23 protein-coding genes and 2 riboswitches are annotated in these 25,529 nt (G+C 28.8%); all 23 genes read right to left on the minus strand.

The annotated features are described in order from the left end of the window. Nucleotides 1-124: 124 nt before the first annotated feature. Nucleotides 125-2,647 (minus strand): cation-translocating P-type ATPase, encoded by a 2,523-nt coding sequence (locus ACZ5TJ_RS11150; RefSeq protein WP_464199709.1) that lies wholly within the window; start codon nucleotides 2,645-2,647, stop codon nucleotides 125-127. A gap of 134 nt (nucleotides 2,648-2,781) precedes the next feature. Next, nucleotides 2,782-2,867, minus strand: a riboswitch (NiCo riboswitch). Between the two features lie 79 nt (nucleotides 2,868-2,946). After that, nucleotides 2,947-3,810 carry a GNAT family N-acetyltransferase gene (locus tag ACZ5TJ_RS11155; protein ID WP_464199711.1) on the minus strand — a complete coding sequence of 288 codons (864 nt, stop codon included), beginning with the start codon at nucleotides 3,808-3,810 and terminating at the stop codon, nucleotides 2,947-2,949. 57 nt (nucleotides 3,811-3,867) lie between these two features. Continuing rightward, nucleotides 3,868-4,575 carry a transglycosylase domain-containing protein gene (locus ACZ5TJ_RS11160; protein WP_464199714.1) on the minus strand — a complete coding sequence of 236 codons (708 nt, stop codon included), beginning with the start codon at nucleotides 4,573-4,575 and terminating at the stop codon, nucleotides 3,868-3,870. A 143-nt stretch (nucleotides 4,576-4,718) separates the two neighbouring features. Then, complete coding sequence (locus ACZ5TJ_RS11165) at nucleotides 4,719-5,657, minus strand: hypothetical protein (protein ID WP_464199716.1); 939 nt, start codon at nucleotides 5,655-5,657, stop codon at nucleotides 4,719-4,721. A gap of 344 nt (nucleotides 5,658-6,001) precedes the next feature. Next, complete coding sequence (locus ACZ5TJ_RS11170; protein WP_464199718.1) at nucleotides 6,002-6,664, minus strand: TVP38/TMEM64 family protein; 663 nt, start codon at nucleotides 6,662-6,664, stop codon at nucleotides 6,002-6,004. A 190-nt stretch (nucleotides 6,665-6,854) separates the two neighbouring features. Beyond that, nucleotides 6,855-9,248 carry a homocysteine S-methyltransferase family protein gene (locus ACZ5TJ_RS11175; protein WP_464199720.1) on the minus strand — a complete coding sequence of 798 codons (2,394 nt, stop codon included), beginning with the start codon at nucleotides 9,246-9,248 and terminating at the stop codon, nucleotides 6,855-6,857. After that, nucleotides 9,226-9,927, minus strand: coding sequence for a methionine synthase (locus ACZ5TJ_RS11180; RefSeq protein ID WP_464199722.1), 702 nt, complete (start codon nucleotides 9,925-9,927; stop codon nucleotides 9,226-9,228). Before ACZ5TJ_RS11180 ends, ACZ5TJ_RS11175 begins: the two co-directional genes overlap by 23 nt. After that, complete coding sequence (locus ACZ5TJ_RS11185) at nucleotides 9,914-10,372, minus strand: S-ribosylhomocysteine lyase (RefSeq protein WP_464199724.1); 459 nt, start codon at nucleotides 10,370-10,372, stop codon at nucleotides 9,914-9,916. The genes ACZ5TJ_RS11180 and ACZ5TJ_RS11185 overlap by 14 nt, the downstream gene beginning before the upstream one ends. Further along, the gene (gene metF, locus ACZ5TJ_RS11190; protein WP_464199726.1) at nucleotides 10,369-11,256 is read right to left on the minus strand and encodes a methylenetetrahydrofolate reductase [NAD(P)H]; all 888 of its coding nucleotides are present in this window, start codon (nucleotides 11,254-11,256) and stop codon (nucleotides 10,369-10,371) included. Before metF ends, ACZ5TJ_RS11185 begins: the two co-directional genes overlap by 4 nt. Before the next feature lie 67 nt (nucleotides 11,257-11,323). After that, nucleotides 11,324-11,409, minus strand: a riboswitch (SAM riboswitch). 54 nt (nucleotides 11,410-11,463) lie between these two features. Then, entirely contained in the window at nucleotides 11,464-12,003 is a 540-nt protein-coding gene (locus tag ACZ5TJ_RS11195; protein ID WP_464199728.1) for a GNAT family N-acetyltransferase, read from the minus strand. A 111-nt stretch (nucleotides 12,004-12,114) separates the two neighbouring features. Continuing rightward, nucleotides 12,115-13,068: an MraY family glycosyltransferase gene (locus ACZ5TJ_RS11200; RefSeq protein WP_464199730.1), complete on the minus strand. Its 954-nt coding sequence runs from the start codon at nucleotides 13,066-13,068 to the stop codon at nucleotides 12,115-12,117. Between the two features lie 150 nt (nucleotides 13,069-13,218). Continuing rightward, nucleotides 13,219-13,860 carry a V-type ATP synthase subunit D gene (locus ACZ5TJ_RS11205; protein ID WP_039314158.1) on the minus strand — a complete coding sequence of 214 codons (642 nt, stop codon included), beginning with the start codon at nucleotides 13,858-13,860 and terminating at the stop codon, nucleotides 13,219-13,221. Nucleotides 13,861-13,863: 3 nt separating this feature from the next. Next, the gene (locus tag ACZ5TJ_RS11210; RefSeq protein WP_464199734.1) at nucleotides 13,864-15,243 is read right to left on the minus strand and encodes a V-type ATP synthase subunit B; all 1,380 of its coding nucleotides are present in this window, start codon (nucleotides 15,241-15,243) and stop codon (nucleotides 13,864-13,866) included. Continuing rightward, on the minus strand, nucleotides 15,244-17,016 hold the full coding sequence (locus tag ACZ5TJ_RS11215) for a V-type ATP synthase subunit A (RefSeq protein WP_464199736.1): 1,773 nt from the start codon (nucleotides 17,014-17,016) through the stop codon (nucleotides 15,244-15,246). 18 nt (nucleotides 17,017-17,034) lie between these two features. Beyond that, nucleotides 17,035-17,346, minus strand: a complete 312-nt coding sequence (locus ACZ5TJ_RS11220) for a V-type ATP synthase subunit F (RefSeq protein ID WP_039314145.1) — start codon at nucleotides 17,344-17,346, stop codon at nucleotides 17,035-17,037. After that, on the minus strand, nucleotides 17,339-18,340 hold the full coding sequence (locus ACZ5TJ_RS11225; RefSeq protein WP_464199739.1) for a V-type ATP synthase subunit C: 1,002 nt from the start codon (nucleotides 18,338-18,340) through the stop codon (nucleotides 17,339-17,341). The genes ACZ5TJ_RS11220 and ACZ5TJ_RS11225 overlap by 8 nt, the downstream gene beginning before the upstream one ends. Nucleotides 18,341-18,352: 12 nt before the next feature. Next, nucleotides 18,353-18,952: a V-type ATP synthase subunit E gene (locus ACZ5TJ_RS11230; RefSeq protein WP_055207700.1), complete on the minus strand. Its 600-nt coding sequence runs from the start codon at nucleotides 18,950-18,952 to the stop codon at nucleotides 18,353-18,355. A gap of 22 nt (nucleotides 18,953-18,974) precedes the next feature. Next, on the minus strand, nucleotides 18,975-19,460 hold the full coding sequence (locus ACZ5TJ_RS11235) for a V-type ATP synthase subunit K (protein WP_039314140.1): 486 nt from the start codon (nucleotides 19,458-19,460) through the stop codon (nucleotides 18,975-18,977). Between the two features lie 40 nt (nucleotides 19,461-19,500). Further along, nucleotides 19,501-21,438: a V-type ATP synthase subunit I gene (locus ACZ5TJ_RS11240; protein ID WP_464199743.1), complete on the minus strand. Its 1,938-nt coding sequence runs from the start codon at nucleotides 21,436-21,438 to the stop codon at nucleotides 19,501-19,503. Beyond that, a complete protein-coding gene (locus ACZ5TJ_RS11245; RefSeq protein WP_464199745.1) occupies nucleotides 21,425-21,751 on the minus strand; it encodes an ATPase in 327 nt (108 codons plus the stop codon). Before ACZ5TJ_RS11245 ends, ACZ5TJ_RS11240 begins: the two co-directional genes overlap by 14 nt. A gap of 187 nt (nucleotides 21,752-21,938) precedes the next feature. Continuing rightward, the gene (locus ACZ5TJ_RS11250; RefSeq protein WP_464199747.1) at nucleotides 21,939-23,621 is read right to left on the minus strand and encodes a B12-binding domain-containing radical SAM protein; all 1,683 of its coding nucleotides are present in this window, start codon (nucleotides 23,619-23,621) and stop codon (nucleotides 21,939-21,941) included. A 23-nt stretch (nucleotides 23,622-23,644) separates the two neighbouring features. Further along, complete coding sequence (locus ACZ5TJ_RS11255) at nucleotides 23,645-24,139, minus strand: hypothetical protein (RefSeq protein ID WP_464199749.1); 495 nt, start codon at nucleotides 24,137-24,139, stop codon at nucleotides 23,645-23,647. Nucleotides 24,140-24,240: 101 nt separating this feature from the next. Then, on the minus strand, nucleotides 24,241-25,515 hold the full coding sequence (locus tag ACZ5TJ_RS11260; protein WP_464199751.1) for a PQQ-dependent sugar dehydrogenase family protein: 1,275 nt from the start codon (nucleotides 25,513-25,515) through the stop codon (nucleotides 24,241-24,243). Between the last annotated feature and the right edge of the window lie 14 nt (nucleotides 25,516-25,529).

Here is a 25,529-nt window from a genome sequence, read left to right on the forward strand (position 1 = left end):
TTAATTTTATAAAATATAATTTATTAATTTATATCTTATTTCCTAACTTTATGCAAATCTCATATTATTTCTCTATATAAGAATAGATGGTGACTTCCACCATCTACTCTTATATAATATAATACTATCTTTGTTTTTGCTTTCTTAATACTTTTACTATCTCATACCACATTACAGCAATTATTGAAATAAAAATCACTATTATAAGTTCTTTTATTCCTAATGGTGCAAGTTTTAAAAATCCTGATATTGGAGTATACATTATTAATAATAAACCAATTATTGTTCCACCATTTACAACCCACATAACTTTATCTTTAATTAGCTTTTTAAATGATTGGTATGCAAGTTCTGTATTAGAGCTATTTACATAAACTAATAATATATTAGAGATTATAATTATAGCTAGTCCCATAGTTCTTGCTATATTAATATCTCCCGCATTATATTTATAATATATATAGTAAGTTCCAAAGGATGCTAAAAACATTACAATTCCTTGTACTATACTCTTTATAAGAACACCCTTAGTTAGAATGCCTTCATTAGGATTTCTAGGTTTACGCTTCATTATATCAATTTCTGCTGGCTCTCTTTCTAATACTATTGAACACGTAGGATCAATTATTAATTCTAATAACACAACATGAACCGGAAGTAATAATAGCATTGATGACCCTATACCTAAAATAGGTGCAATTATTGAAGCAAATGCTATTGGTATATGAATTGTAAATATATAACCAATGGCTCTTCTAATATTATCATATATTCTTCTTCCGTCTTTAACAGTATCTACTATGGTACTAAAATTATCATCTAAAAGAATCAAATCTGCTGCCTCTCTTGAAACTTCTGATCCTCTCTTACCCATTGCTATACCTATATCTGCATATTTAAGAGCTGGTGCATCATTTACTCCATCACCTGTCATCCCAACAATTTCTCCATTTTCCTTAAATGCTTTAACTATACGCATCTTATGCTCTGGTATAACTCTTGAGAATATATTTGTATGCTTAACTTTCTCCCTAAGTTCATAATCACTAATTTTATTTAATTCATCACCTGTAATTATTTCACCACTATGTGAAATTCCAACCTTTCTAGCAATAGAACTAGCTGTAATTCCACTATCTCCAGTTATCATAACTACTCGTATTCCTGCTCTATTACATATTTCTATGTCCTCTTTTATTCCTTCCCTTGGTGGGTCTAAAAGTCCAACTAAGCCTATAAAATTAAGAGTACACTCTTCTAAAGTGTCCTTAATTTCTTCTTTATCATTAATATTCATTTTAGCTACAGCTATAACACGAAGCCCTTTTGATGACATACTATAAATTTTATCTTCTATTTTATTACGCTCTCCATCATTTAAATTACATATATTTAAAATCTTCTCTGGTGATCCTTTTGCAGCAACTATAGTGCCCTCTTCTCTTTTCCATACATGTCCCATCATCTTCTTCTCATGTGTAAATGAGTATTCAGTTATTAATTCTCCATTAAATAAAAATTCTTTTGATATATTATTCTTTTCACAATATTTAAGCATAGCCTTTTCCATAGGATCATAGGCTTCAGTTTCACAAGCCATGCCCATAACTTCTAATAAAGGCTTATCATTCCCATCCATTGACCACGCTTCATCAAGGATCATTTCATTCATAGTAATAGTTCCTGTTTTATCTACACAAAGAACTGAAATAGCACCTAATGTTTCAACTGATGGAAGCTTACGTACAAGTGAGTTTTTCTTTGCAAGTCTCCAAGCACCCATTGATAAAAATACTGTTAACACAACTGGGAATTCTTCTGGTATCATAGCCATTGCAAGAGTTACACCAGAAAGTATACTTTGAATTATTCTATCTTCAAAAACTACATCCTGTAGATTTAAATAAGTCATTCCACTAACTAATGCAAATAAAACACCTGCTATTCCTGCACAAACTTTAACAAGCTTGCCGGTTTGTTTTTGAAGTGGTGTATCTTCCTCCACATTTTCAGAAACATTTTTTCCAATCTTTCCATACTCAGTATTAGCTCCAATTTTCTCTACTAAAATGACTCCACTACCTTGTATCACTAACGTACCTGCATAACAGTAATCTTTTCTAAAATATTGTTTATTTTTATCTATACATTCAGAACATTTCCATACACCTAAGGCTTCCCCTGTAAGAGATGATTCATCAACACAAAGATCATTTGAATAAACTACATTTCCATCTGCCGGTATTTTTACTCCTTCTTCTATTATCATCAAATCACCAGGTACTAGTTCTTCGCTGTTTATTAAAGTTCTCTTAGAATTCCTAATTACCTCTATATGAGGTGCTGATAAGTCTTTAAGTGCTTTAAGAGTTTTGTCTGTTTTCCATTCTTGGATAACTTCTATACTAATTACTCCAAACACAAATATAAGCATTATTGATCCATCTTTAGGTTCGCCTAATATAAAGTATATTATAGCTGCAATCATTAATAGTAAAAACATAGGCTCCTTTATTACTTCTACAATCTTCATTAAAAAGTTTTCTTTTTTCTCTTCAATTAATAAGTTCTTTCCAAATTTTTCTCTAGCTAATTTAACTTCTTCATTTGTTAAACCTTTCATATTATAATTTTTTTCTTGTGCCATAAAAGTTACCTCCAAATTGTATTCATAACTTTTTTATTATGAATAATTATTTTGATAGCTCTATGTCAATGCATAAGAATGGCCAGTTACAATAATAAAATGTTCTAAAATAATAAAAAACCTGTAGAACATTTTACTGTCCCACAGGTTTTAATAGTCCTGTTGCCTTTCGGCCCGGCTCCATAAATACATATTTAACGGCCTGATCAGTTTGTACTGTAGATTTGTATGCAGCGCAAAGAGATTTTTCTATATATAATATGCATTTATTCCTTTATTTTCTACTATTTTTTTCAATTTTATTTCAAAGAAATCCAATAGCTAAGTACTTTATCCTCCATAAATCCTCTTTTTTTATACATTTTATAAGCAATTTTGTTAGTTTCAATAACTATTAAATATACATTTTCAATATCTTTACTTTCAAAAAAGTCTATTGCTGTCTCAAGTAGTCTTTTCCCATAACCTTTACCTCTAAATTTACTACTTAATCCTATATCAAATGTACCTTGTTTTCCCTTTATAGTTGTATTTAGTACACCTATATTTTCATTTAAATTAGAAACTATAAAATACTTATTTCCTGTATTATTCTCATTTAAGTATTCTTCAGCCTCTTCCTCATCTAAAGATGCTCCATGTGGCATATTATTAAATGATTCATTATAAAGTCTCATATACTCCAATTTATTTTCTTTATTTATTTCTTCTATATTTAATACTTTTTCTTTTTTTGTTCTATCTTGTAATGTCATTATCTTAGCTGCATAATCAGCATCAAAACCAATTTCATGTAGCATTTCAGTAGTTTCTTTCTTTCTAAATCCAAGAAGTATCTTATTAGCATTATATTCTTCTGCTTTTTTATAACACTCATTTATCATTTCCTTAATTACTTCTTTTTTATTTTCTACATTCTTTAATATATCTAAAAAATGTATATATGCTATTCCCGTTAATGGAATTTCTTTCAGAACTACTCTACCAACACAAATTACTTTATTATCTTTTTTAAAGACTAATATACCGTCTCCATTCCCATAAACTTTATTTTCAAACATTTTTCTCATTTCAGATAATGCTACATTTTCATTATTTCTATTTAAAAATACTAAAAGCTTGTCTTTCTCATCACAAGAAAGTTCTAAATAACTTTTTATCATCTCCCCACCCCACTAAACTCTTATAATTTATTGTCCATATTATAACATATTAATTTATTATTTATTACATTCAAATTTTGGAGTTACAATAATATTTTCTTCTTTTATTCTATTATATTTTTCTAATGCATTTATAACTTGACTTTGTCTTTTTTTGCATAAATCATTATTGTTACTTAATGCGTAAACACTTGGTGCTTGAGGAAGTCCTGCAAGCATTGTAGCTTCACCATAAGTTAAATATTTTGCACTTTTACCAAAGTAACCTTTTGTAGCTTGTCCTATTCCTATATTACCATCACCAAAATTTATTACATTTACATATAACTCTAATATTTCTTCTTTTGAATATTTTTTTTCTAATTCAAAAGCTAGTAATATTTCTTTAAATTTTCTCTTAAAACTTCTTTCATTAGATAAACATAAGTTTTTTGCTAATTGTTGAGTTATTGTGCTTCCCCCTTCTACTACTCTTCTCGCCTTTATATTATTTATAGTAGCTCTACAAATTGATATATAATCTAATGCCCCATGAGAATAAAACCTATGGTCTTCTATTGCAATAATTGAATCTAAAAATTTTTTATCTATATTTTTAAGTTTTACGTAATTTCTATTGTTTCTTATTGAATTAATCTTATAACTTAATGATTTACTATCTAATTCTACTTTATATGAAAAAAATCCAAAACTTAATATTAATAATAATGCTAAGGCTGTAAATATCCATAATAATTTTCCTTCATGTAATATGATACTTTTCATTACTATCGCCTCCATTTATATTAGTAACTTTTTATATACATTATTATATGTTCTAGAGGCTAAGTCTCATATTTATTAACATTACTCTAATCTTTCATTTATGTAAGATTAAATTAAATGTCCTATAAATTACAGAAATCTCTCTATATTTCTTCTATTATTTCATTTAGTTTTATATTTAATTCTTTAATTTCAAATGCTATATTTATTTCTCGATCCTTTAAAATAGTATTGATTCCTTCTATTTCATTCTTGTAATTAACTATATTTTTTAATGCTGATTTCATCTTTCCCTGAAGTGATATATCTGAAAAAAGTTTATCAAAAACAATATTTAAAGTATACGTGAAATTATCTATTTCTAATATACTCTTTGGTATTTTAAGATTTACATTATTAAGTTCTTTTTTAAATTTATCTATAATATATATAAGCCCATTTAATTCCATTTCAACATCATCAATTCTACTATTCTTTATTGTTTGTGATAAAAATCCTCCACCTATAATATCATATACCCCAAATCTTATAGCTGCTTCTAAATTTTCTTCTATTTTTCCAATTATTAATATACATTTTTCACCTTGATTAATAGCTTCATCTAATTCTATCTTTTCCTTAACTAATTTCTCTCTTTCTTTATCAATTCTAATTACTTCTTTATTATATGCTAAGTTTTTCTTAACTAAATTATATTTTTCTTCTACTAGTGTTTTATATTTACTTTCTAGTCCCTCAAGATTATTAAGCTTTTTCTTTATCTCTTTATATTCTTTCTCATACCCTTCTATAATAGCAATACATTCTTTATGTCTTATCTTTAAAATAATATATTCTTGTTCTTTCTCTTTTAATTTACTATCTTTACTTTTTAAAATTTTAGTTATTATTTTATATATAGATAGTTTTTCTAAACGTTTAACATAAATCTCATCTCTACTTAATTTCTCTTTTAAATTTATCTCTTCTTCTTTTTTATCATTTAAAATTTCTTCTAAATATTTTTTTCTATAACTTAGAGACTCCTTTAATAGCAATTTATCTTTACACTCTCTTATTTCTTTATTAATATCTTCTACCATAGTTTCATCACCTTCAGTTTGAAATTTTAATATTTTGCAGTATAATTATACCATATAAAGGAAACTATATTCTATTTATTAATTTTAAACTTTAATTTAACATATGTTTTATTACTATGTTCAAGCTGTTTAGTATTTTGATGAATTTTTTTCTATGCAAAGAAGTTAAAATAGAACAAATTCCAAAAATTTATTTAATGGTTATAAGGAAGCTTCTAAAACTTATTACTGATACTATGAATGGGAAAATCAAAATTTAATTGAATTGCTTGAAGAAAAAGGACTAACACTATAAAATTAAAAAAGCTATTTTGATTAGTTTCAAAATAGCTTTTAAACTTATCTTAAGCTTCGCTCTGTTTTTTAGGCTTTATAAGAAATTTTGAAGAAATCATTCCAATTAAAAGTATTCCTATAGGAAGTAAAAATTCAACTGAAAGTGGATTCTTAAAACTCTTTCCTAGAACTGAATAACACATAGTTTCAGGTACTACCCCTAATAGAGAAGCTAATATAAAATCTTTATATTTAATTTTAGTTAAACCACATGCATAGCTTAATGGATCAAATGGCAAAATTGGTGGTAATCTTAATAAAAACAATATTTTAAATCCATTCTTTTCCATATTATCTTCTAACTTTATAAATCTTTTACCAATTATACTTTCAACAAATCCTCTTCCTAAAAATCTTGCTACATAAAAGGCTACTGTTCCTGATATAAAAAATCCTGTCATTGTTAATAAAAATCCTTTTATAGGACCAAACATAGTTCCACCAGCTATTGCTATTATATTAGTTGGTATAATAACAAAGAATGGTTTTATAGCAAAGAATATTAAGTAAAATATCGCAGCAAGCAATCCATGTTCTTTTATAAATATAGAAATTTTCTCTGTATCTAAATTACTTATTGTTGTCCAATTTTCTAATAATACAAATACACAAATTCCAACTAATGCTATAAAAATAACAAATTTAATTATATTTAATTTTTTTCTTCCCATCTAAACTCCCCTTATTAAATTTAATACTAAATATATCTATCCCCTAAGTAAAAATATCATATAATATTTTCTATGTAAACATTTGTACCACAGTATTAAGAGTTTAATTATAAAATCTTAATAAATTTATAAGTAATATCAAAAAAGAGGTGTAATAATATTGCTTATACACCTCAAAAGCTTAGAAATTTTAATTATTAAATACTTCTTTCGCTATTTCTACTGCCATCTTTGCATCTTTTGAATAATAATCTGCTTTAATTTTTTCTGCGTAATCTTTTGTAAGTACTGCTCCACCAACCATAACTTTTCCTTCGAACTTAGCATCTCTTAATGCTTTAATTGTATCTTCCATAGATTGTATAGTAGTTGTCATAAGTGCACTAAGTCCTACAAGTTTTATATCATTTTTTATTGCTTCATTTACAACTTTCTCTATTGCTACATCCTTACCTAAGTCTAATATATCATATCCATAATTCTCCAATATTACTTTAACTATATTTTTCCCTATATCATGGATGTCCCCTTTAACTGTAGCTAATATAATTTTACCTTTACTTACAGTATTTTTATTATTATTAACTAAGTTTTTCTTTATTAAATCAAATGCTACTTTAACTGTTTCTGCTGATTGAATTAATTGTGGAAGAAATATTTCTCCCTTTTCGTATTTTTCTCCCACTTTATCTAAAGCTGGTATTAAATACTCGTTAACTATTTCTAGTTCACTTTTACTATTTAATAATTCTTCAGTACATCTTTTTGTGCTATTTTTTAAACCTTTAATAATAGAGTTTTCTAACGTTTCTTCATTCTCTACTTTCGCTATATTATTCTCACTTTTAACTATAACTCTCTCTATTTTTTTATTCCCATATTTATTAATGTAATTACTTCCACTCTTATCAGTATTATTTAATACTTTAAAAGAATTAATAACATCCATCATTCCAGCCTTATTAGGATTCATTATTGGAAGGTCAAGTCCTGCCCCTAAAGCTAATGCTAAAAATGTTTCATTGATTAAATCTCTATTTGGAAGTCCAAAAGATATATTAGATACTCCAAGAAGTGTTTTTACTCCAAGAAGTTCTTTAACCATTTTTACCGCTTTAAGTGTTTCCATAACTTCCTCTTGCTGAGCAGAAACAGTTAAAGTTAAACAATCTATATATACATCTTCTTTTTTTATTCCATACTGAGCTGCTTTATTAACTATCTTTTTAGCTATATTAAATCTTTCCTCTGCCTTTCTTGGTATTCCATTGCTGTCTAATGTTAACCCTACAACTGCAGCTCCATACTTTTTAACTACAGGTAATATACTATCTAATACATCATCTTCCCCATTTACAGAGTTGACTATAGGTTTTCCATTATATATTCTAATGGCTTTTTCAATTACATTTTTCTTTCCTGAATCTATTTGAAGTGGAATATCCACTATTCCTTGTATTTCTTTTATTGCACATTCCATTATTTCTTCTTCATTTATTTCAGGAAGTCCAACGTTAACATCTAATATTTCAGCTCCGCCTTCAATTTGTTCTATAGCTTGTTTTAGTATATAATCCATATCTTTATCAATAAGTGCTTTTTTAAATAATTTCTTTCCTGTTGGATTTATTCTCTCACCAACTACTCTAACTTCATCTATATATACAACTTTAGATGGAGATGTTATTGCTGAAAAATGTAATTTCTTTCTTGATACTATTTTTTTATTATCTTTAAGCTTTTTAAGTTCTTTTATAAAGTCTGGATTTGTACCACAACATCCACCAATAATTGATACCCCAATATCAACAAGTTTTTCTATCTCTTCTCTAAACTCTTCTTTGCTTATATCATAAACAGCTTTCCCATCAACTATTTTAGGTAAACCTGCATTTGGTTGAACTATAATTGGTAAATTAGTATTACTTATAACTTTTTCTGCTATGCCATATAACTCTTTAGGACCTAATGAACAGTTTATACCTACTGCATTAACCCCTAATCCTTCTAAAGTTATTGCCATACTTTCTGGAAGACATCCAGTAAATGTTCTACCATCTTCCTCAAAAGTCATTGTAGCAAGTATAGGTAAATCACATACTTCTTTTGCTGCAATTATAGCTGCTTTCATTTCATATAAATCAGTCATAGTTTCTATAATTATTAAATCTACTCCTGATTTTACTCCCTGAGTTATTTCTCTTTTAAATATTTCAATAGCTCTTTCAAAACTTAAAGTACCCATTGGTTCTAAAAGTTCACCTATAGGTCCAATATCAAGTGCAATATAGCATTTATTATCTCCTCTAGCTTCCTTTGCATTTGATACTGCTTTATCTATTATTTCTTCAACAGAATATCCTGTATTTTTTAATTTAATTTCATTTGCTCCAAAGGTATTTGTTGTTATAACATCTGCTCCACTATTTATATATTTTTTATGTATCTCAACTATTTTATCACCTTCTGTCATATTAAGCTTTTCCATATTTTCTCCAAGCTTAATACCTAAAGTCTGAAGCATAGTTCCCATAGCTCCATCAAATACTAATATATTATTTTTAATACACTCCCTTACATCCACAACTATTCTCCTCTTTTCTATATAAGCAATTATCGTAATTTTTACAATTAATACAACTCTTTTTTATTTTTTTCCCTAGTTTTTTTCTTATTCCAACTATTGCCGTAACAGATTTCCTAGGAAATAATAGCATATGCTCTGAAACATTAACGCCAATTTTTCTTGTGGCATCTAAAACTTCAATAAAGTTTTTCTGAATATTTAGGCTTAAATCCCCATAACCTGGACTATATCTAAAAGTTAACTCTTCAAAATTTTCTATAATATCTTTTTCTATAAAATCACATACTTTATCACATAAATCTTCAACTGCTGTAGTTGAAACTGAATCTAATATCATACCTCTTGTAAGATCTATTCTCTCATATAATCTTATCTTCTTTTCAATATAATTTCCAATAGTTGCAACCATTAATATACATCTATTTGAGTCTATTAATAGTTTTTTTATATCATTTCCTTCAAGAACTAATGTTGTTCCAATAACCTCTACTCCATTTTCTAAAATATTTATAGGATATTCTTTATATATAATTTTTGGTGCAAATAACTTTTTTCCCTCTTCTATTGTGTCTTGTATTTTTAGAAGAAGTTCTTCTTCTATTTTTTGGCCTTTATAACCTAAATAGCGAAAAACTTCATTTTCATCAATATTTATTTCTATATTAGTCTTCTCCATAAATATTTAATGAAAAACCTTTCTCTAATATTTCTTTTGCATATTCCTTTGCTCCAAAAAGGGAAAGATCCTTATAATTACCACATTGAATTTCATTATTTGCTGGAACTTCTGTTGCCTTTAATACAATCTCTAAAACTTTTTCTACTGCACTTTTAACTTCTGCAGGGTCCCTATCTCCCCAAATAATCATATAAAAACCTGTTCTGCATCCCATTGGAGATATATCTATAACTCCATCTAGGAAATCTCTTATATTATAAGCTAAAAGATGCTCTAAGGCATGCATAGCTGCTGTTCCAAACGCTTCTTTATTAGGTTGTAGAAATCTTATATCAAATTTACTTATAGAATCTCCTAAATTACCTTTAAGATTTCCACATTTCCTTATATATGGTGCTTTGACTTTTCTATGATCTAATTCAAAACTTTCAACTTTTTTCATGCTATTGTTTCCCCCTTATTATTTATTGATTTAACTATTACTTCTATATTTTCTTTAATCCTTCTTGCAACATATGGGTTATTCATTGTGTATAAATGAATTCCATCCACCCCACTAGATGCTAAATCTATTATTTGTTCTATTGCATAAGCAATACCAGCCTCTCTTAAAGCTTCACTATCATACTCATACTTATCCATTATCTTTTTAAATTTTAATGGTATAGTTGCACCACAAAGTGATGTAATTCTATCTATTTGCTTCTTATTTACAACAGGCATAATTCCAGCTTGAATTGGTACATTAATACCGCTACCTTTTGCCTTATCTAAAAAATCATAGTATATATTATTATCAAAAAATAACTGAGATATAAAACTCGATGTTCCAGATTCAATTTTCCTTTTCATATTCATTATTTCAGCTTCAATACCTTTATTTTCTATATGCCCTTCTGGATAACATGCTGATATTATATTAAACTTTTCTTTTTCATTTACGTATTTTATAAGATCTGTTGCATACTTATATTCACCGGCTCCATTGTCATTATTGTCTCCTCTTAATGCAAGAATGTTTGTTATTCCTTCAAGTTCTAATCTCTCCATAATATAATCTATATTTTCTTTCTTAGAAGATATACATGTTAAATGTGCTAGCGCTTCTATGTTGTATACGTTTTTTATTAATGATGAAATTTCAGAAGTCTTATTATTTATAAGGCTTCCACCTGCCCCATAGGTTACACTAATAAAATCTGGTTTTAAAGTGCTAAGCTCATTTAAAGCTTTATAAATTGTTTTAACAGGTGAAGTATTTTTAGGTGGAAATACCTCAAAAGATAAAATTAATCTTTTACTATCAAAAAGTTTTCTAATATTCATAAAAAGCCCCCTTATTAATAAAAAAGGTCCTAGGATAATACCTAAGACCTGTAATCTTAAATTTATATCCTTATCTATCTGGAATTAGCACCACATTTTTATATAGGTTGCTGGGCTTCATAGGGCCAGTCCCTCCGCCACTCTTGATAAGTTTTTCCAATTGTTGTATTTTATTATATACTAAACACTTTTATTTGTAAATATATTCTATTTTGTATTATTAAAATATTCATCTTTAAATACAGCCATTAATATTACATCTGCGTACTTTCCTTCTCTATATAATTCCTTTTTTAACCTTCCTTCTTCCTTAAATCCTAATTTTTTATAACAAGCTATTGCTCTACTGTTAAACTCATATACACTAAGCTTTACTTTCTCCATATTACATTCATTAAAAATAAAATCTATAAGTGTTTTTAATGCATCATAGCCATAGCCTTTTCCCCAATAATTTTTATCTCCAATCATAATTCCAACTGTACAATTTCTATTTTTTATACTAGTCTCATTTATACTACATCCACCGATTATATTTCCACTTTCTAAATCTTCTATTGCAAAGTCATAAGTTTGATCATTAGCTCTTTTTCTTTTTACCCATTCCTCTTCTTGCCACTTTGTTAATGGAAGTACTGTTTCAAGATCTAGAAATTTTTTTACTTCATAATCATTTATAAACTCATAAAGTTTTTCTATATCTTCCTCACAATGACACCTAAGTAATACCTTTTTCCCTTTATACATAAATATTCCCCCTTCATTTATTTTTTATATATTACCAATTAAGGCATCATAAGTCAATTAAAATATAAAAAAAGAGTAAGCTAATGCTTACTCTTTTATGTTATGACCCTTTTACGGGTGATTATAAAATACTAATAAAATTGATGCACATGCACATAGGATACTAATTCCAACTATTAAATGTACAATTTGTGGCTTAGTAAGACCCTTTTCCTCTAGTCTAAAATGCATTTGACTTCTATCAGCTTGATATACTGGCTTTCCTTCATTAAATCTTTTTAGTATAACAAAGATATTATCAAATATAGGAACAGCAATTGCTAATACTGGTGCTACTAAACTTAATACAGTTGCTTGTTTAAATGCGCCATCTAAAGCGATTATACTAAGTATAAATCCTAAAAAGTTTGCACCTGAGTCACCCATGAATACTCTAGCTGGATATTTATTATAAACTAAAAATCCACCAATAACTCCAGCAAGTATTATTGAAACTGTTGCTGAGTAGCTTTGGCCTAATATAATTGCGGCAATAAAAAATGTACCTGACGATACAAGAGATATACTTCCAGCTAAACCATCCATTCCGTCTGACCAATTTATAACAGTTGTAACCCCAAATATCCAAGTTACACTAAGAACAAACTTTAAAAAATCATTTAACTCAATATACTGTCCTGTAAAAATGTTAGTAAACCCATTAAAGGAAACCCCTGCTTTAAAAACTATAATAGCTGCTAATATCTGTATTATTAATCTTGGCATTATAGGGAATTCTTTTCCCTTTGATTTATAATAATCATCTACAAGACCTATACATACTATTAAAATCGATGCTACAAATACCCAAAACATTTCATTATCAAATCCACCATTTGTAAAGTATAAAATAGTGAAAAATCCTATAAACATTCCAAGCCCTCCAGATAATGGAGTTATGTTCTTATGTTTTTTCCTCTTTGTAGGTTTATCTGTAAAACCTATCTTATGTGATAATTTCATAAGTATTGGCGTAAGAATCGTAACGACTACAAACGAAATTATAAACTCTATAAAATAATTCATCTTTCCTTCTCCTACACTATAACCTATTAAAAATTATACTATTAAACTATTACATTATCAATTCTAATAAATTAAATTTAATTTTCTTTTAAGCTTTATAAAAAAAAAGTGTACCTTAAGTATTCTACCAAGGTACACTTTTTAAACTAACTAACCTCTTTGTTCTATCATGCTCTTAACTTTCATAAGTCTTGTTAAAGCACTTCTTTCATTTTCATCAAGTTTCATTCTTATATACTTGATAGTTTCTTGTAATTGAGGAATAGTCATATATTCAAGAGCATTAACTCTTCTTCTAGTTTTTTCTATTTCATCTGCCATAAGTTGACATGATTTTTCTACTTCAGCTAATTCTAAAAGCTTTGGTAATATTCCATAAAGCTTTGTTATTGCACCATCTAATTCTGATGATGTATTTGCAAATCCATATGGGAAGATACTACCTTCATCTCCTTCAAGCTGTCTTTTAAAGTTCATAACTGGAACATTAACACTCATTATGTTCTTGTTTCCAACTTCTACTGAGATGCTTTCTTTTGGATAAGCTATAGCTTCTTCTAAAAACTCTGAACTCATTACAGCTCTTGCCATAACGAAATCTTTTAAAGATCCTTGAAGTTCATTCTCAACATCTTTTCTTAATGAGTTATTATATTTTACTAGGTTAATGAATTGTCTCATTAACTCATCTTGCTTATCTTTTAAAAGCTTATGACCTCTAGTAGCTGTTGTTAATCTCTTTTTCAGCTTTGTGAGTTCCATTCTAGTAGGATTCACATTTAATCTAGCCATAGCTTATTCTTCCTCTCTTGGCATATATTTTTCAAGATATTCATCTCTGATTCTCTTAAGTTCAGTTCTTGGAAGTAATTTAAGTAGCTTCCATCCTAAGTTAAGAGTTTCTTCAATTGTTCTATTTGCAGTAAAGCCTTGTGAAACATATTCATTTTCGAACGCTTCTGCAAATTTAGCAAATGCTTTATCTGTATCTGAAAGAGCTGATTCTCCTAAGATAGCTGATAATTCTTTTGCTTGCTTACCTTGAGCATATGCTGAGAATAATTGGTTCATAGTATCCGCATGGTCTTCTCTAGTCTTTCCTTTACCAATACCTTTATCTTTAAGTCTTGAAAGTGATGGTAAAACATCTATTGGAGGCATAATACCTTTTTTATAAAGTTCTCTTGAAAGTATTATTTGTCCTTCTGTTATATATCCAGTTAAGTCTGGAATTGGATGTGTCTTATCTTCTTCAGGCATTGTAAGTATTGGAATTTGAGTAATTGATCCTTCTTTACCTCTAAGTCTTCCTGCTCTTTCATATAATGTTGAAAGGTCAGTGTATAGGTATCCTGGATATCCTCTTCTACCTGGAACTTCTTTTCTAGCTGCTGAAACTTCTCTTAGAGCTTCTGCATAGTTTGTTATATCTGTCATTATAACTAGAACGTGCATTCCTTTTTCATATGCTAAGTATTCAGCAGTAGTTAATGCCATTCTTGGAGTAGCTATTCTTTCGATAGCTGGGTCAGATGCTAAATTCATAAATAGAACTGATCTATCTATAGCACCAGTTGATTTGAACTCATCAACGAAGAATTGAGCTTCTTCGAATGTTATACCGATAGCTGCAAATACAACTGCGAATTTTGAATCTGAATTTAAAACTTTCGCTTGTCTTGCAATTTGTGCTGCAAGTTCAGCATGTGGAAGTCCTGATGCTGAGAAAACTGGAAGCTTTTGTCCTCTAACTAGAGTGTTAAGTCCATCGATTGCTGATATTCCTGTTTGAATGAATTCTGATGGATAATCTCTAGCAACTGGATTTATAGCTTCTCCATTTATATCAAGTCTTTTTTCTGGTATTATCTTTGGACCATTATCTGTTGGTCTTCCCATACCATCAAAGACTCTTCCAAGCATATCTGCTGAAACCCCAAGTTCAAGAGGTCTTCCTAAAAATTTTGCCTTTGTTCCTTTTAAGTTAATTCCTGAAGAACCTTCGAAAATTTGTACCATTGCAGTTGATCCATTAACTTCAAGTACTTTACCTTTTCTCTTTTCTCCAGTTTGTAATTCTATTTCAACTAGTTCGTCGTATTTAACTCCACTAACACCGTCAACTGCCATTAATGGTCCTACAACTTCTGTAACTGTTCTATACTCTTTAAGCATCTAGAAAGCCCCTCCTTCGCTGATTAATTTATCCATTTCAGCTGTTAAATCAACACCGATTTGGTCAATCTTTGAAATATCTGATTCTGGGATATATTTAGCTCTTGCAATTCTATCTCTTATTTCATCTTGAGCTAAAATCTTGTCTAAGTATACTCCAGCTTCTAAAGCTCTATCTGCTTCATTCTTAAATTGAAGAATTAACTTTAACATTTTATGTTGCTTATCTAATGAAGTGTATGTATCAACTTCATGGAAAGCATTTTGTTGAAGGTAATCTTCTCTTATTGATTTTGCAATTTCAAGCTTTAATCTATCCCCTTCTGATAGGGCATCAATACCTACAAGTCTTACGATTTCTTGTAAGTTTGCTTCTTCTTGTAATAATGCCATAGCTTCTATTCTAAGCTCTGACCAATCACTAGCTATTTCTTCATCCATCCACTTACCGATTCTATCTGCATATAATGAATATGAGTTTAACCAGTTAATTGATGGGAAGTGTCTTTGGTATGCAAGTTGAGCATCTAGTCCCCAGAACACTTTAACTATTCTTAAAGTTGATTGAGTAACTGGTTCTGAAATATCTCCTCCTGGAGGTGATACCGCACCGATTGCTGTAACTGCTCCTTCTCTTCCATCTTTACCAAGACAAACAACTTTACCAGCTCTTTCATAGTAATCTGCAAGTCTTGATCCTAAGTATGCTGGGTAACCTTCATCACCTGGCATTTCTTCAAGTCTACCTGACATTTCTCTTAATGCCTCTGCCCATCTTGATGTTGAGTCAGCCATGATAGCTACTGAATATCCCATATCTCTGAAGTATTCAGCTATTGTTATACCAGTGTATATTGAAGCTTCTCTCGCTGCAACTGGCATGTTTGATGTATTAGCTATAAGAACTGTTCTCTTCATTAAGCTTTCGCCTGTTTTTGGGTCTTTAAGTTCTGGGAATTCGTTAAGAACGTCTGTCATCTCATTTCCACGTTCTCCACATCCAACATAAACAACTATTTCAGCATCTCCCCATTTAGCAACTTGGTGTTGTACAACTGTTTTACCAGCTCCGAATGGTCCTGGAACAGCAGCAGCTCCACCCTTAACAACTGGGAAGAATGTATCTATAACTCTTTGTCCTGTAGTTAATGGCGCAATTGGGTTTAACTTATTTGCATAAGGTCTTCCCTTTCTTACTGGCCATTTTTGCATCATTGAAACTTCTTTTAATCCATTTTCAGTTTCAATAGTACAAACTATTTCTTCAACATTGAATTCTCCACTCTTTATATCTTTAATTTTACCCTTTACTCCAAAAGGTACCATTATTCTGTGAAGAACTACTGGAGTTTCTTGAACTGTACCAATTACATCTCCAGCTTCAACTTCGTCACCAACTTTTGCAGTTGCTTCAAAAGCCCAAACTCTATCTCTGTTTAATGATTTAACAGATACCCCTTTTATTAAGAAGTCTGAATTTGCTGCTTTCATGAAAGCATCAAGTGGTCTTTGTATTCCATCGAACATCGCTTCAATAAGTCCTGGTCCAAGTTCAACACTTAGTGGTTCTCCAGTTGTAACAACTGGGTCTCCAGGTCCTATTCCTGATGTTTCTTCATATACTTGTATAGATGCCTTATCGCCTCTCATTTCAATGATTTCTCCGATAAGACCCTTCTCTCCAACTTTACATACGTCAAATATATTAGCTTCATCCATTCCTTCAGCAACTACTAAAGGACCTGAAACCTTAATTATTTTTCCGGTCTTCACCTTACAAAACCTACCTTCCTATAAGATATTAACGCCAACAGCTTTTTCTACGTTATCGCTGATTCTTTGCATTCCTATATTTAATGATCCTTGATTACTTGGTATTAATATTACAGCTGGAAGTGTCACTCTATTGTATCTTTCAATAGTTTCTTCTATTTCCTTTGCAACTTGCTCTGTTACAAAGATAACTGCGTAATCTTTCATTGCTAATCTATCTATAGTTTTTCTAGCTTCTTCTGCTTCAACAACTGGAAATACATCTATTCCAAGTGCTTTGAAAGCTAAGACAGAATCCTTATCTCCAACTACACCGATCTTCTTATACATAAATATCACGCAGCCTTTCTCTAATTACTTCCCCTGATATATTATTAAGTTTACCTACCATTATAATTCTAACAATCTTAATTTCTGTTTCTTTAGCATAGATATAAGCTAAAAGTGGCTCTACACCAAAAGGAATATATTTAGCTTCCTTCATCATGTTCATAATATAATTATCAACTAATCTTTCTAGCTCATTTACAGAACCTGATTTAGTGAAATCTTCGATTCCAAGCTTTATCATTTCTCCGTAATTTGTAAATGCTAATTTGTTAGATATATTTTCTGGTGCATCATGTAGCATTGAAATTAAAGTATCTTTATCAATTTCTCCGCCTTCTATAATAACTTCTTCTAAGAAATCTTTATCTTTCTTTTGCATTTTAACTCTTAATAAAGTTTTTATATTAGTTGAATCAATAGTAACTTTAACGTATTTATCCACAAATTTGTCATCTATTTGCTTAGCTATTTCTCTCATTTCTTTAAACATAGTATTATCTAATATAATATCTATTGCTTGAGGGTCTTTAGTTTCTTCAAATACTTCTTTAGCCTTTATTATTCCCTCTTTCATAGTTTCATTTAGATCACCTAAATTATTATTTTCAATGCTATGCTTTAATGTTTGAACATCTATCATTCCAACTGGAATTAGCATGTGACTAAAGTCTTTTTGAAGGAACATTCCTTTTAAAATAACTTTTATATTGTGGTAATCATATTTAATACCCATTATATCTACTAATGATTTAACTGGAGATGCATCATACATAAGTTCATAAACTCTTTTTAGTTCTCTTGCAAGTACCATTTCATAATCTTCTGGTCTTTTAACACCAGTCATAACACCTGCATATTCAGATTCTTGAAGCACTTTAAGTGCTTCATTTGCAGAATCTCCATCAATCATTCTATCGATTTTAGCTTTATCAAGGAGTCTTGTTTCTAATACCCTAAGTCTTGGTATAACTTGAGTAAATTGCATTGGGTTCATTTGCTCTCCTCCTTAATTAAATAGAACTTTGGCTACTTCGAATTCTAAATCATCTCTTTCTGAGTTAACTAAATCTTCGAAAGTATTATTTATTTCTATGCCATCCTTTTCTAAGATAAATCCACCTTTAAAGTTTCTTACCTCTTTACTTATAGTAAGTTCGCCTTTTTTACCTTTTGCTAAAAGCTCACTATTTATTTCTTTAAGTAGATTTGCATCAACTAATTTATTTCCTTTTTCATTTAATATGATAGCTTCATCTCCAACTATATCAGCGTTAACTATCTTATTTTTAATGAATTCTTTTATTTCTTCATCAGACATTTTACATAGTTTTTCTATGCTATTTTCAAATACTTTATCTATAACAGCTTGCTTTGCAGTAAGCTTTTCATTTCTACTTTTAAGCTCTGCACCTGATATGATTCTTTCTTTAGCTGTTTTAGCTTCAGTTTTTGCTTTTTCTACCATAGTAGCTTCTTCTGATTTTGCTAAAGCTTCTTTTTTTGAAACTATTTTAGCTTTTTCTTCATTAGCTTCCTTTAGTATGCTTTCCTTTCTTTCTTCCGCATCACTTAAGATTTTGGAAGTTAGATTGTTTATGTTTGACATAGCTTCACTTCCCCAATCTTAATTAAAATAAGTTATTTACTAATAAGAATGAAATAACGAATCCTAATAATGCATAAGTTTCAACCATGGCAGCAAAGATGATACCTTTAGTTGTTTGTTCTGGTTTTTTAGCTAATATTTGAATACCTGCAGCAGCTGCTTTACCTTGAGCAATACCTGACCATAATCCTGCGATAGCTATTGGTAAACATGCGAATAAAAGATATAAACCTTGTGCTAAAGTAGTTTGAGCGCTTAATTGGTTTAATACTAAGAAACCTATAACGAATCCGTATAAACCTTGTGTACCTGGTAATAGTTCAAGAACTAGTGCTTTACCGAATTTTTCTGGTTGTTCTGTCATTAATCCTGCTGCTGATTCCCCAACAAGTCCAACACCTTTTGCTGATCCAATACCTGATAATCCAACTGCTAGAGCGATACCTAGTGCTCCAAATATAAATCCTCCATTATTTTGTATGAAAAAGTTAATCCAACTCATTTCCATGATGAAATCCTCCTATTTTCTCTTAAATTATTTTGCTTTATTATTTTTTTATTTTTATAAATTTATCTAAAGTCTTAAATGGTTCAAATGGTCTTCCGCCACCTTCATAGAATTTTGAGAAGTACTCTACATATTCTAATCTACATGTATGAACATAACCACCTAGTAATGATAACCCTAAGTTAAATATGTGGGCTAATATAAATATTACAGGTCCAAGTATTATTAGAGCAACAGTTGGGAACATACCTATTATAAGATTAAGTGCTCCAGCTATTGATCCACCTGCAAGTCCAAGTGCCATAAGTCTTGTATATGAAACTAAGTCTCCAACGTATCCTGTTATTCCATATAAAGCATATAAACCTTGACCTAATTTTCCACCAACTGATTTCATATGTCTTCCTTGTGTTAAGACAATTGCAATCATACCAACTATCATTCCGTATTTACCTATAGTAGCTAATGATCCGCTACCCATTGCAAATACTCCGATTGATACTAAAGTAAGTACCCATGATCCAACATCATATAGAGCATCTAAAGGTCTTCCATCTCTTATTAAGACATAAGCCTTTATTCCAAGTCCAAAGAATATTTGAATTACACCAAATACAACTGATGCAACAAGTATTGTATTAACATCCTTGCTTGGGTCTATAAGTTTTACACCATCTAGATTTATAAAGTCTCCAAAGAAGGAACCATAAATAAATCCAAAGATTATTGTAGGTATGCTTAAATACATAAAGAATTTAGCAAATTGTTTTTGTGAATCATCTAGATTAAATACTTTAAGTGCTACTAAAGAACCTATAAGTATTAATAATCCATATCCTGCATCTGCAACCATCATTCCAAAGAATATTAAGAAGAATGGTGCAAGTAGTGGTGTTGGGTCTATTTCGTTGTATCTTGGTAGACTATACATTTCAGTAATATTTTCAAATGATTTATTTAAATCATTATTTTTTAGTCTTATAGGAACATCGTCTATCTCTTCATCTTTTACTTCAGCAAATGAAAGATAATAATCTTCCCCAAGTGTATCTTTTACAATTCTAGTTAGCTCATCATTATCTGAATAAGCAATCCATCCTTGAATTAAAGATACTTTATTTGTTTTTAAGAAGTTAGTATTTACTAAAGTTCTTGTATATTCATTATGATAATATTCATACGCAAGTTCTAAGTATTTAACTTCCTCATCTAAAGCTGATAATTCTTCTTTTATTAAGAATTTTTCACCTTCAATTTTTTCAATTCTATCCATGTTAGTATGGATAACCTTAATTGGAGTTTCAGTTCTTTCAGTTTTAAATGCACTGAATCCAAATCCTCTTAAGACCTCTTCAATCTCTTCTTTATCTTCTTTATTAGCTAAAGCTAAGAAGTAGACATCTTGATTATCTCTTGAGATTATTTCTATATAACCTTTTGATAATCCACTAACTAGTTCGTCTTCGTATTGCTTTGCAACACTTCCTAAAAAATAAGGTGTATTCATACTATTTAACTCTTCGAAAGATACATCTAATCCTTCTAGAGGCTTTAATGAATCAATTTCACCTTCTAGTTTAGTTTTTTCATTGTCTAAATTTGCAAGGTGAACGTCTTTCTCCTTAACTTTTTCATAAAGCTCTTCCCAAGCACTATTTTCGACTTCGGCTTTAAGCTCCTCTAATGTTAAGGCTCTTTTCCCTTCACGCATTGCTTTTAAACCGGATTTTTGAGGTACGTATTTTTTCAAGAATTCTAAAGTAAATTTTACTTTAGATAAATCTTCTTCACTTCTTGCATACTTTGAATCAACAGAATCCTTCATTAATTCTTTAAGTTCTTCATGATCTTCAAGATAGTCTTCATTTTGAAGGTTTATAAATTCTACCTCAGAAAAACCTTGAAGCTTTTCTAAAAGAGTATCCTTCTTTGATTCAAAGGCTAATAAAGTGAACTTATTCATCTTAACTATTGCCATGAATCTTCACAATCCTCTCAATCACTAATTTTACAGCATTATCTAACTTATCTTCTGATACGTTATAGATATCTTCTGCATCTTTCTTACCTTTAAGTAAGATAGGTTCTGCTTCCTTATTTCCTGCATCTATAGCATCTTGCATGATACTATTACATTTGTTCTTAGCACCTTCTAAAACCTTATTATAATTCTCTATAGCTTCTACGGTAGCTTTTTGAACGATATCTTTTGCATCTGCATTAGCATTTTTAATAATTTCTTCTGCCGTAGCTTCTGCTTTTTTGATTTCTTTAATTGCTTCTAATGCCAAAATCTCACCACCTTTGTGCTTGAATGCATAATAATATATGAATTAATACTTTATATAGTATTAATTACTTTTTATTCATAAATCTAATTATACACTTTTTATGGATAATTTCAATAAAATTATTTATTTTTATGCCTTTATTTGTTTCTAAAGTGTTAAGTTTTAAAAATAATATTGAATAAAACCGCTATTTGTTAATGTCTATTTCATTTAAATTGATGAATTTAAAGTTTTTACAATTATCTAACAAAGCGTACTTAATTTCATATTTTATTAATCCATTTTCTATATAATCAATTATATTTATGTTAAATTTCTCAATACTGTAATCTCTAAATGAATAAAATTCTCTTAAAGATTCTTTTAATTTTCTTTCCTCTTCTTTTGTTATATCACCTTTTATATAATCTGGAATTCCTCTTCTTTTATTATGTAATAAGTAATCATATCTTATTACTTCTTTTAAAACATCATTCTCTCCATTTAATACTTCCTCATTAAAATCCAAGAAAAATTTATAATATTCATTATTACTTATACTTCTATTAAAGTATCCTTTCTTATCAAAAAACATACCTAAGCTATGGAAAAAGTCAAAGCTAGTTTCAAATTTATCATAGAAGAAGTTTAGTATATTATTAAACTTTTGGCTATTATAGTATTTATCTACCATATGCTCAACTTTCTTCAAATCAATAAGTTCTTCATAACTTATTTTATCTGTACTTAATATTTCATATGGAGGATATGGTGAATATTTCATTCCATAATTATCTCCCTCTTCTCTCATTGAAGAACCTTTAAGTAATTTTAAGAAACCAAGTTGTATTTCTTCTGGCTTAATTGAATGAACATCATTAAAAGACTTTTTAAAAGATTCATAATTCTCACCTGGTAGTCCTGCTATTAAATCTAAATGTTGCTTTATATTTCTTATAGATAATAATTCACATACTTTTTCTTTTATATCACTAAAATTAACAAATCTATTTATGTTTCTTAAAACTTCATCATTAGTAGTTTGAACTCCAACTTCAAATTGGAACTTTCCTTCTTGAGTATTTCTTAAAAGTTCTATTTCTTCATCTTTTAATATATCTGCTGATATTTCAAAATGGAACTGAGTATCTGTATTGCTTTCTATTAAAAACTTCCATATCGCCATAGAAAATTTATGATTACAATTAAATGTTCTGTCAACAAACTTAACTAATCTTACTTTTTTATCAATAAAATATTTAAGCTCCTCTAAGACTCTTTCTATACTATGAAATCTAACTCCATGTACTGTTGATGATAAACAATACTTACAATTAAAAGGACATCCTCTTGAAGCTTCATAATATACTATTTTATTTTCTAAATCTTCATCATCTTCATAAGGGAATACAAGATCATCCATTGACATAAGAGGCCTTTTACCATTAAACTTAACTTCCCCATTTTCTTTATAAACTAAACCTCTAATTGTTTTTAAATCTATTTCTCCTAACTTATATGAAACAAACTCCCTAAATGTTTGCTCTCCTTCTCCTTCTATAACATAATCACCAACATTCTCTTTTAAATAGACCATGCTGTCATATGATACTTCTGGACCTCCATAAAGTATTTCAATATTAGGATTAACTCTTTTTATAAGTTCTGAAAGTCTAGATATCATTTCTACATTCCATATATATGTTGAAAAAGCAACAACATCTGGCTTTTCTTTTATTATTTCTTCTAATATCTTTTCTTCCCTATCATTAATTGAGAATTCTCTTATAGTACATTCATAAGGCATATCCTTAGTAAATGCTCTTAAATATCTAACAGCTAGATTACTATGCACAAATTTTGAGTTTATAGCTGTAAGTAGTATTTTCATAAAACTCTTCCTCTCTTAAAAGATTATATTTTTATTCCTTTTACGAAATAAATATCTTCCCAAACTTTAGTTTCTTCTATTTTGAATTTTTTTTCAAGGATTTTTTTGCATTCTTCTAGATTTGAAGACGAAATTATATTATTGTTTTTAATTTTAAGCTCCCTTATCTCTTCATTTGGAAGAAGAACCTTTAATTTACTATCAACAAATTCTCCAATATTTTTATTAATATCCCATATATATATTTTTGCATTATCTTCTAGCTTATTATAAATATCTTCTATTAACATTTCTCTTTTAGTAGTGTTCCATATACTACTTAAATAAAAAAAGATAGTACAAACTCCATATTTTTTATAATTTATACTAGCTTCATTTTCTCCGCTTAAATCTATTGCTATCTCATCATTATTATCTACTATTAAACTACTTATAATTTCATTATCTTCTTTAGATACATCTATAACCTCTCCACTAATTTTTATATCTTTTAAATTTAATATCAATGTTTTTTTCATAATAATCCCTCCGTAAATATATTATAAATCAATATTACCATTATTTTACATATATATAAAGATGAGCAGCTTAGATTTAAGGATCTAAACTGCTCATATAATTATTTTTTATTTGCTTTTATCTTATAAACTAAAATAGTAACTCCAAGTAATATAATTATGCTAGTTATTATTATAACGCTATATGGTATTTTATCTCCAAGTATTTTATCTTCTTTGAATATTCTATAAATATAACCTTTATCACTATCTAAAAGGAGACATTTATCATTAGAAATTATTATATCCTCTATATTAGTTTCATCTCCAAATGTTACTATATTGCTTAATACTTTTTTGTTATCTAATGAATATAAAGTCTTTTCTTTATTATCATAAAATATTATTGCATCTTTTTCTAAAATGTTACCTGTTTTATCAACAACAAGTCCATCTAGAGAATTAACGCTTTTATGTTGATACATAGGCGTAGGTGTTTTCTTTTCAGGTTGATTTTTTATTATAGGTTTAATTTTTTCTCCATCACTAAATCTTGGTGATGTTATAGGGTCCCCTCCACTAAAATCTGGCCATCCATACCATATACCTTTAGTAATTTTATAAATATAATCGAAGTCTCTTATAACTCCTCTAGTTCCAGAAGGAGTCATACCAGCAATTCCTGCAATTACTTCTCCTTTACTATTTAAATCATATCCTTTTACATTTCTTATACCAGAAGAAAAAAGTGAAACTTTATGTGTTTTTCTATCTACTGATATTATTGAAGCGTTTGCTATTTTCTTTCCTTCTATTTTTTCATCTTCTCTGCTGCTATCACCATAAGGTTTAAATCCACCTGTTTCTCCAGTTCCAAAGTTGTTCCCATTTAATATTAAGTCTATTGGATATGTATCATATGGCTTACCCCTTTCTGCAATACCAGAATTAGTACTAGCACCTATAGAAATTAAAATACTCTCCTTATTATCCAAAAGTTTTCTATCTAAATTTTCACCTTCAAATGGTATATTATCTAAAATAACTTTGCCATTACTATTATTCTCATTAAATAGTAATAGTTTATCCTTAGATATAACATAAAGTGAACCATCTTTATACATTATATCTTCTATATCTAGATTAACATCTTTATATACTTTATTTATTTTATTATCGCTATTAATATTTATTATTTCATTTTTAAATGCTACAAATAGTTCATCTCCATCCCCACTACATATGGAATTTGCTCCTTCAAGTCCTTTTATTAATAGATCACTTTTTATTCCATCTTTTTCTATATCGATATCGTACCTATTAGAATATTTATATATAATAAGCGACATAGATACTACTAAAATAGAAAATATCGAAAATTTTAAAAACCTCTTCATTTTCCCCTCCAAAA

The organism is Clostridium budayi (assembly GCF_055396605.1).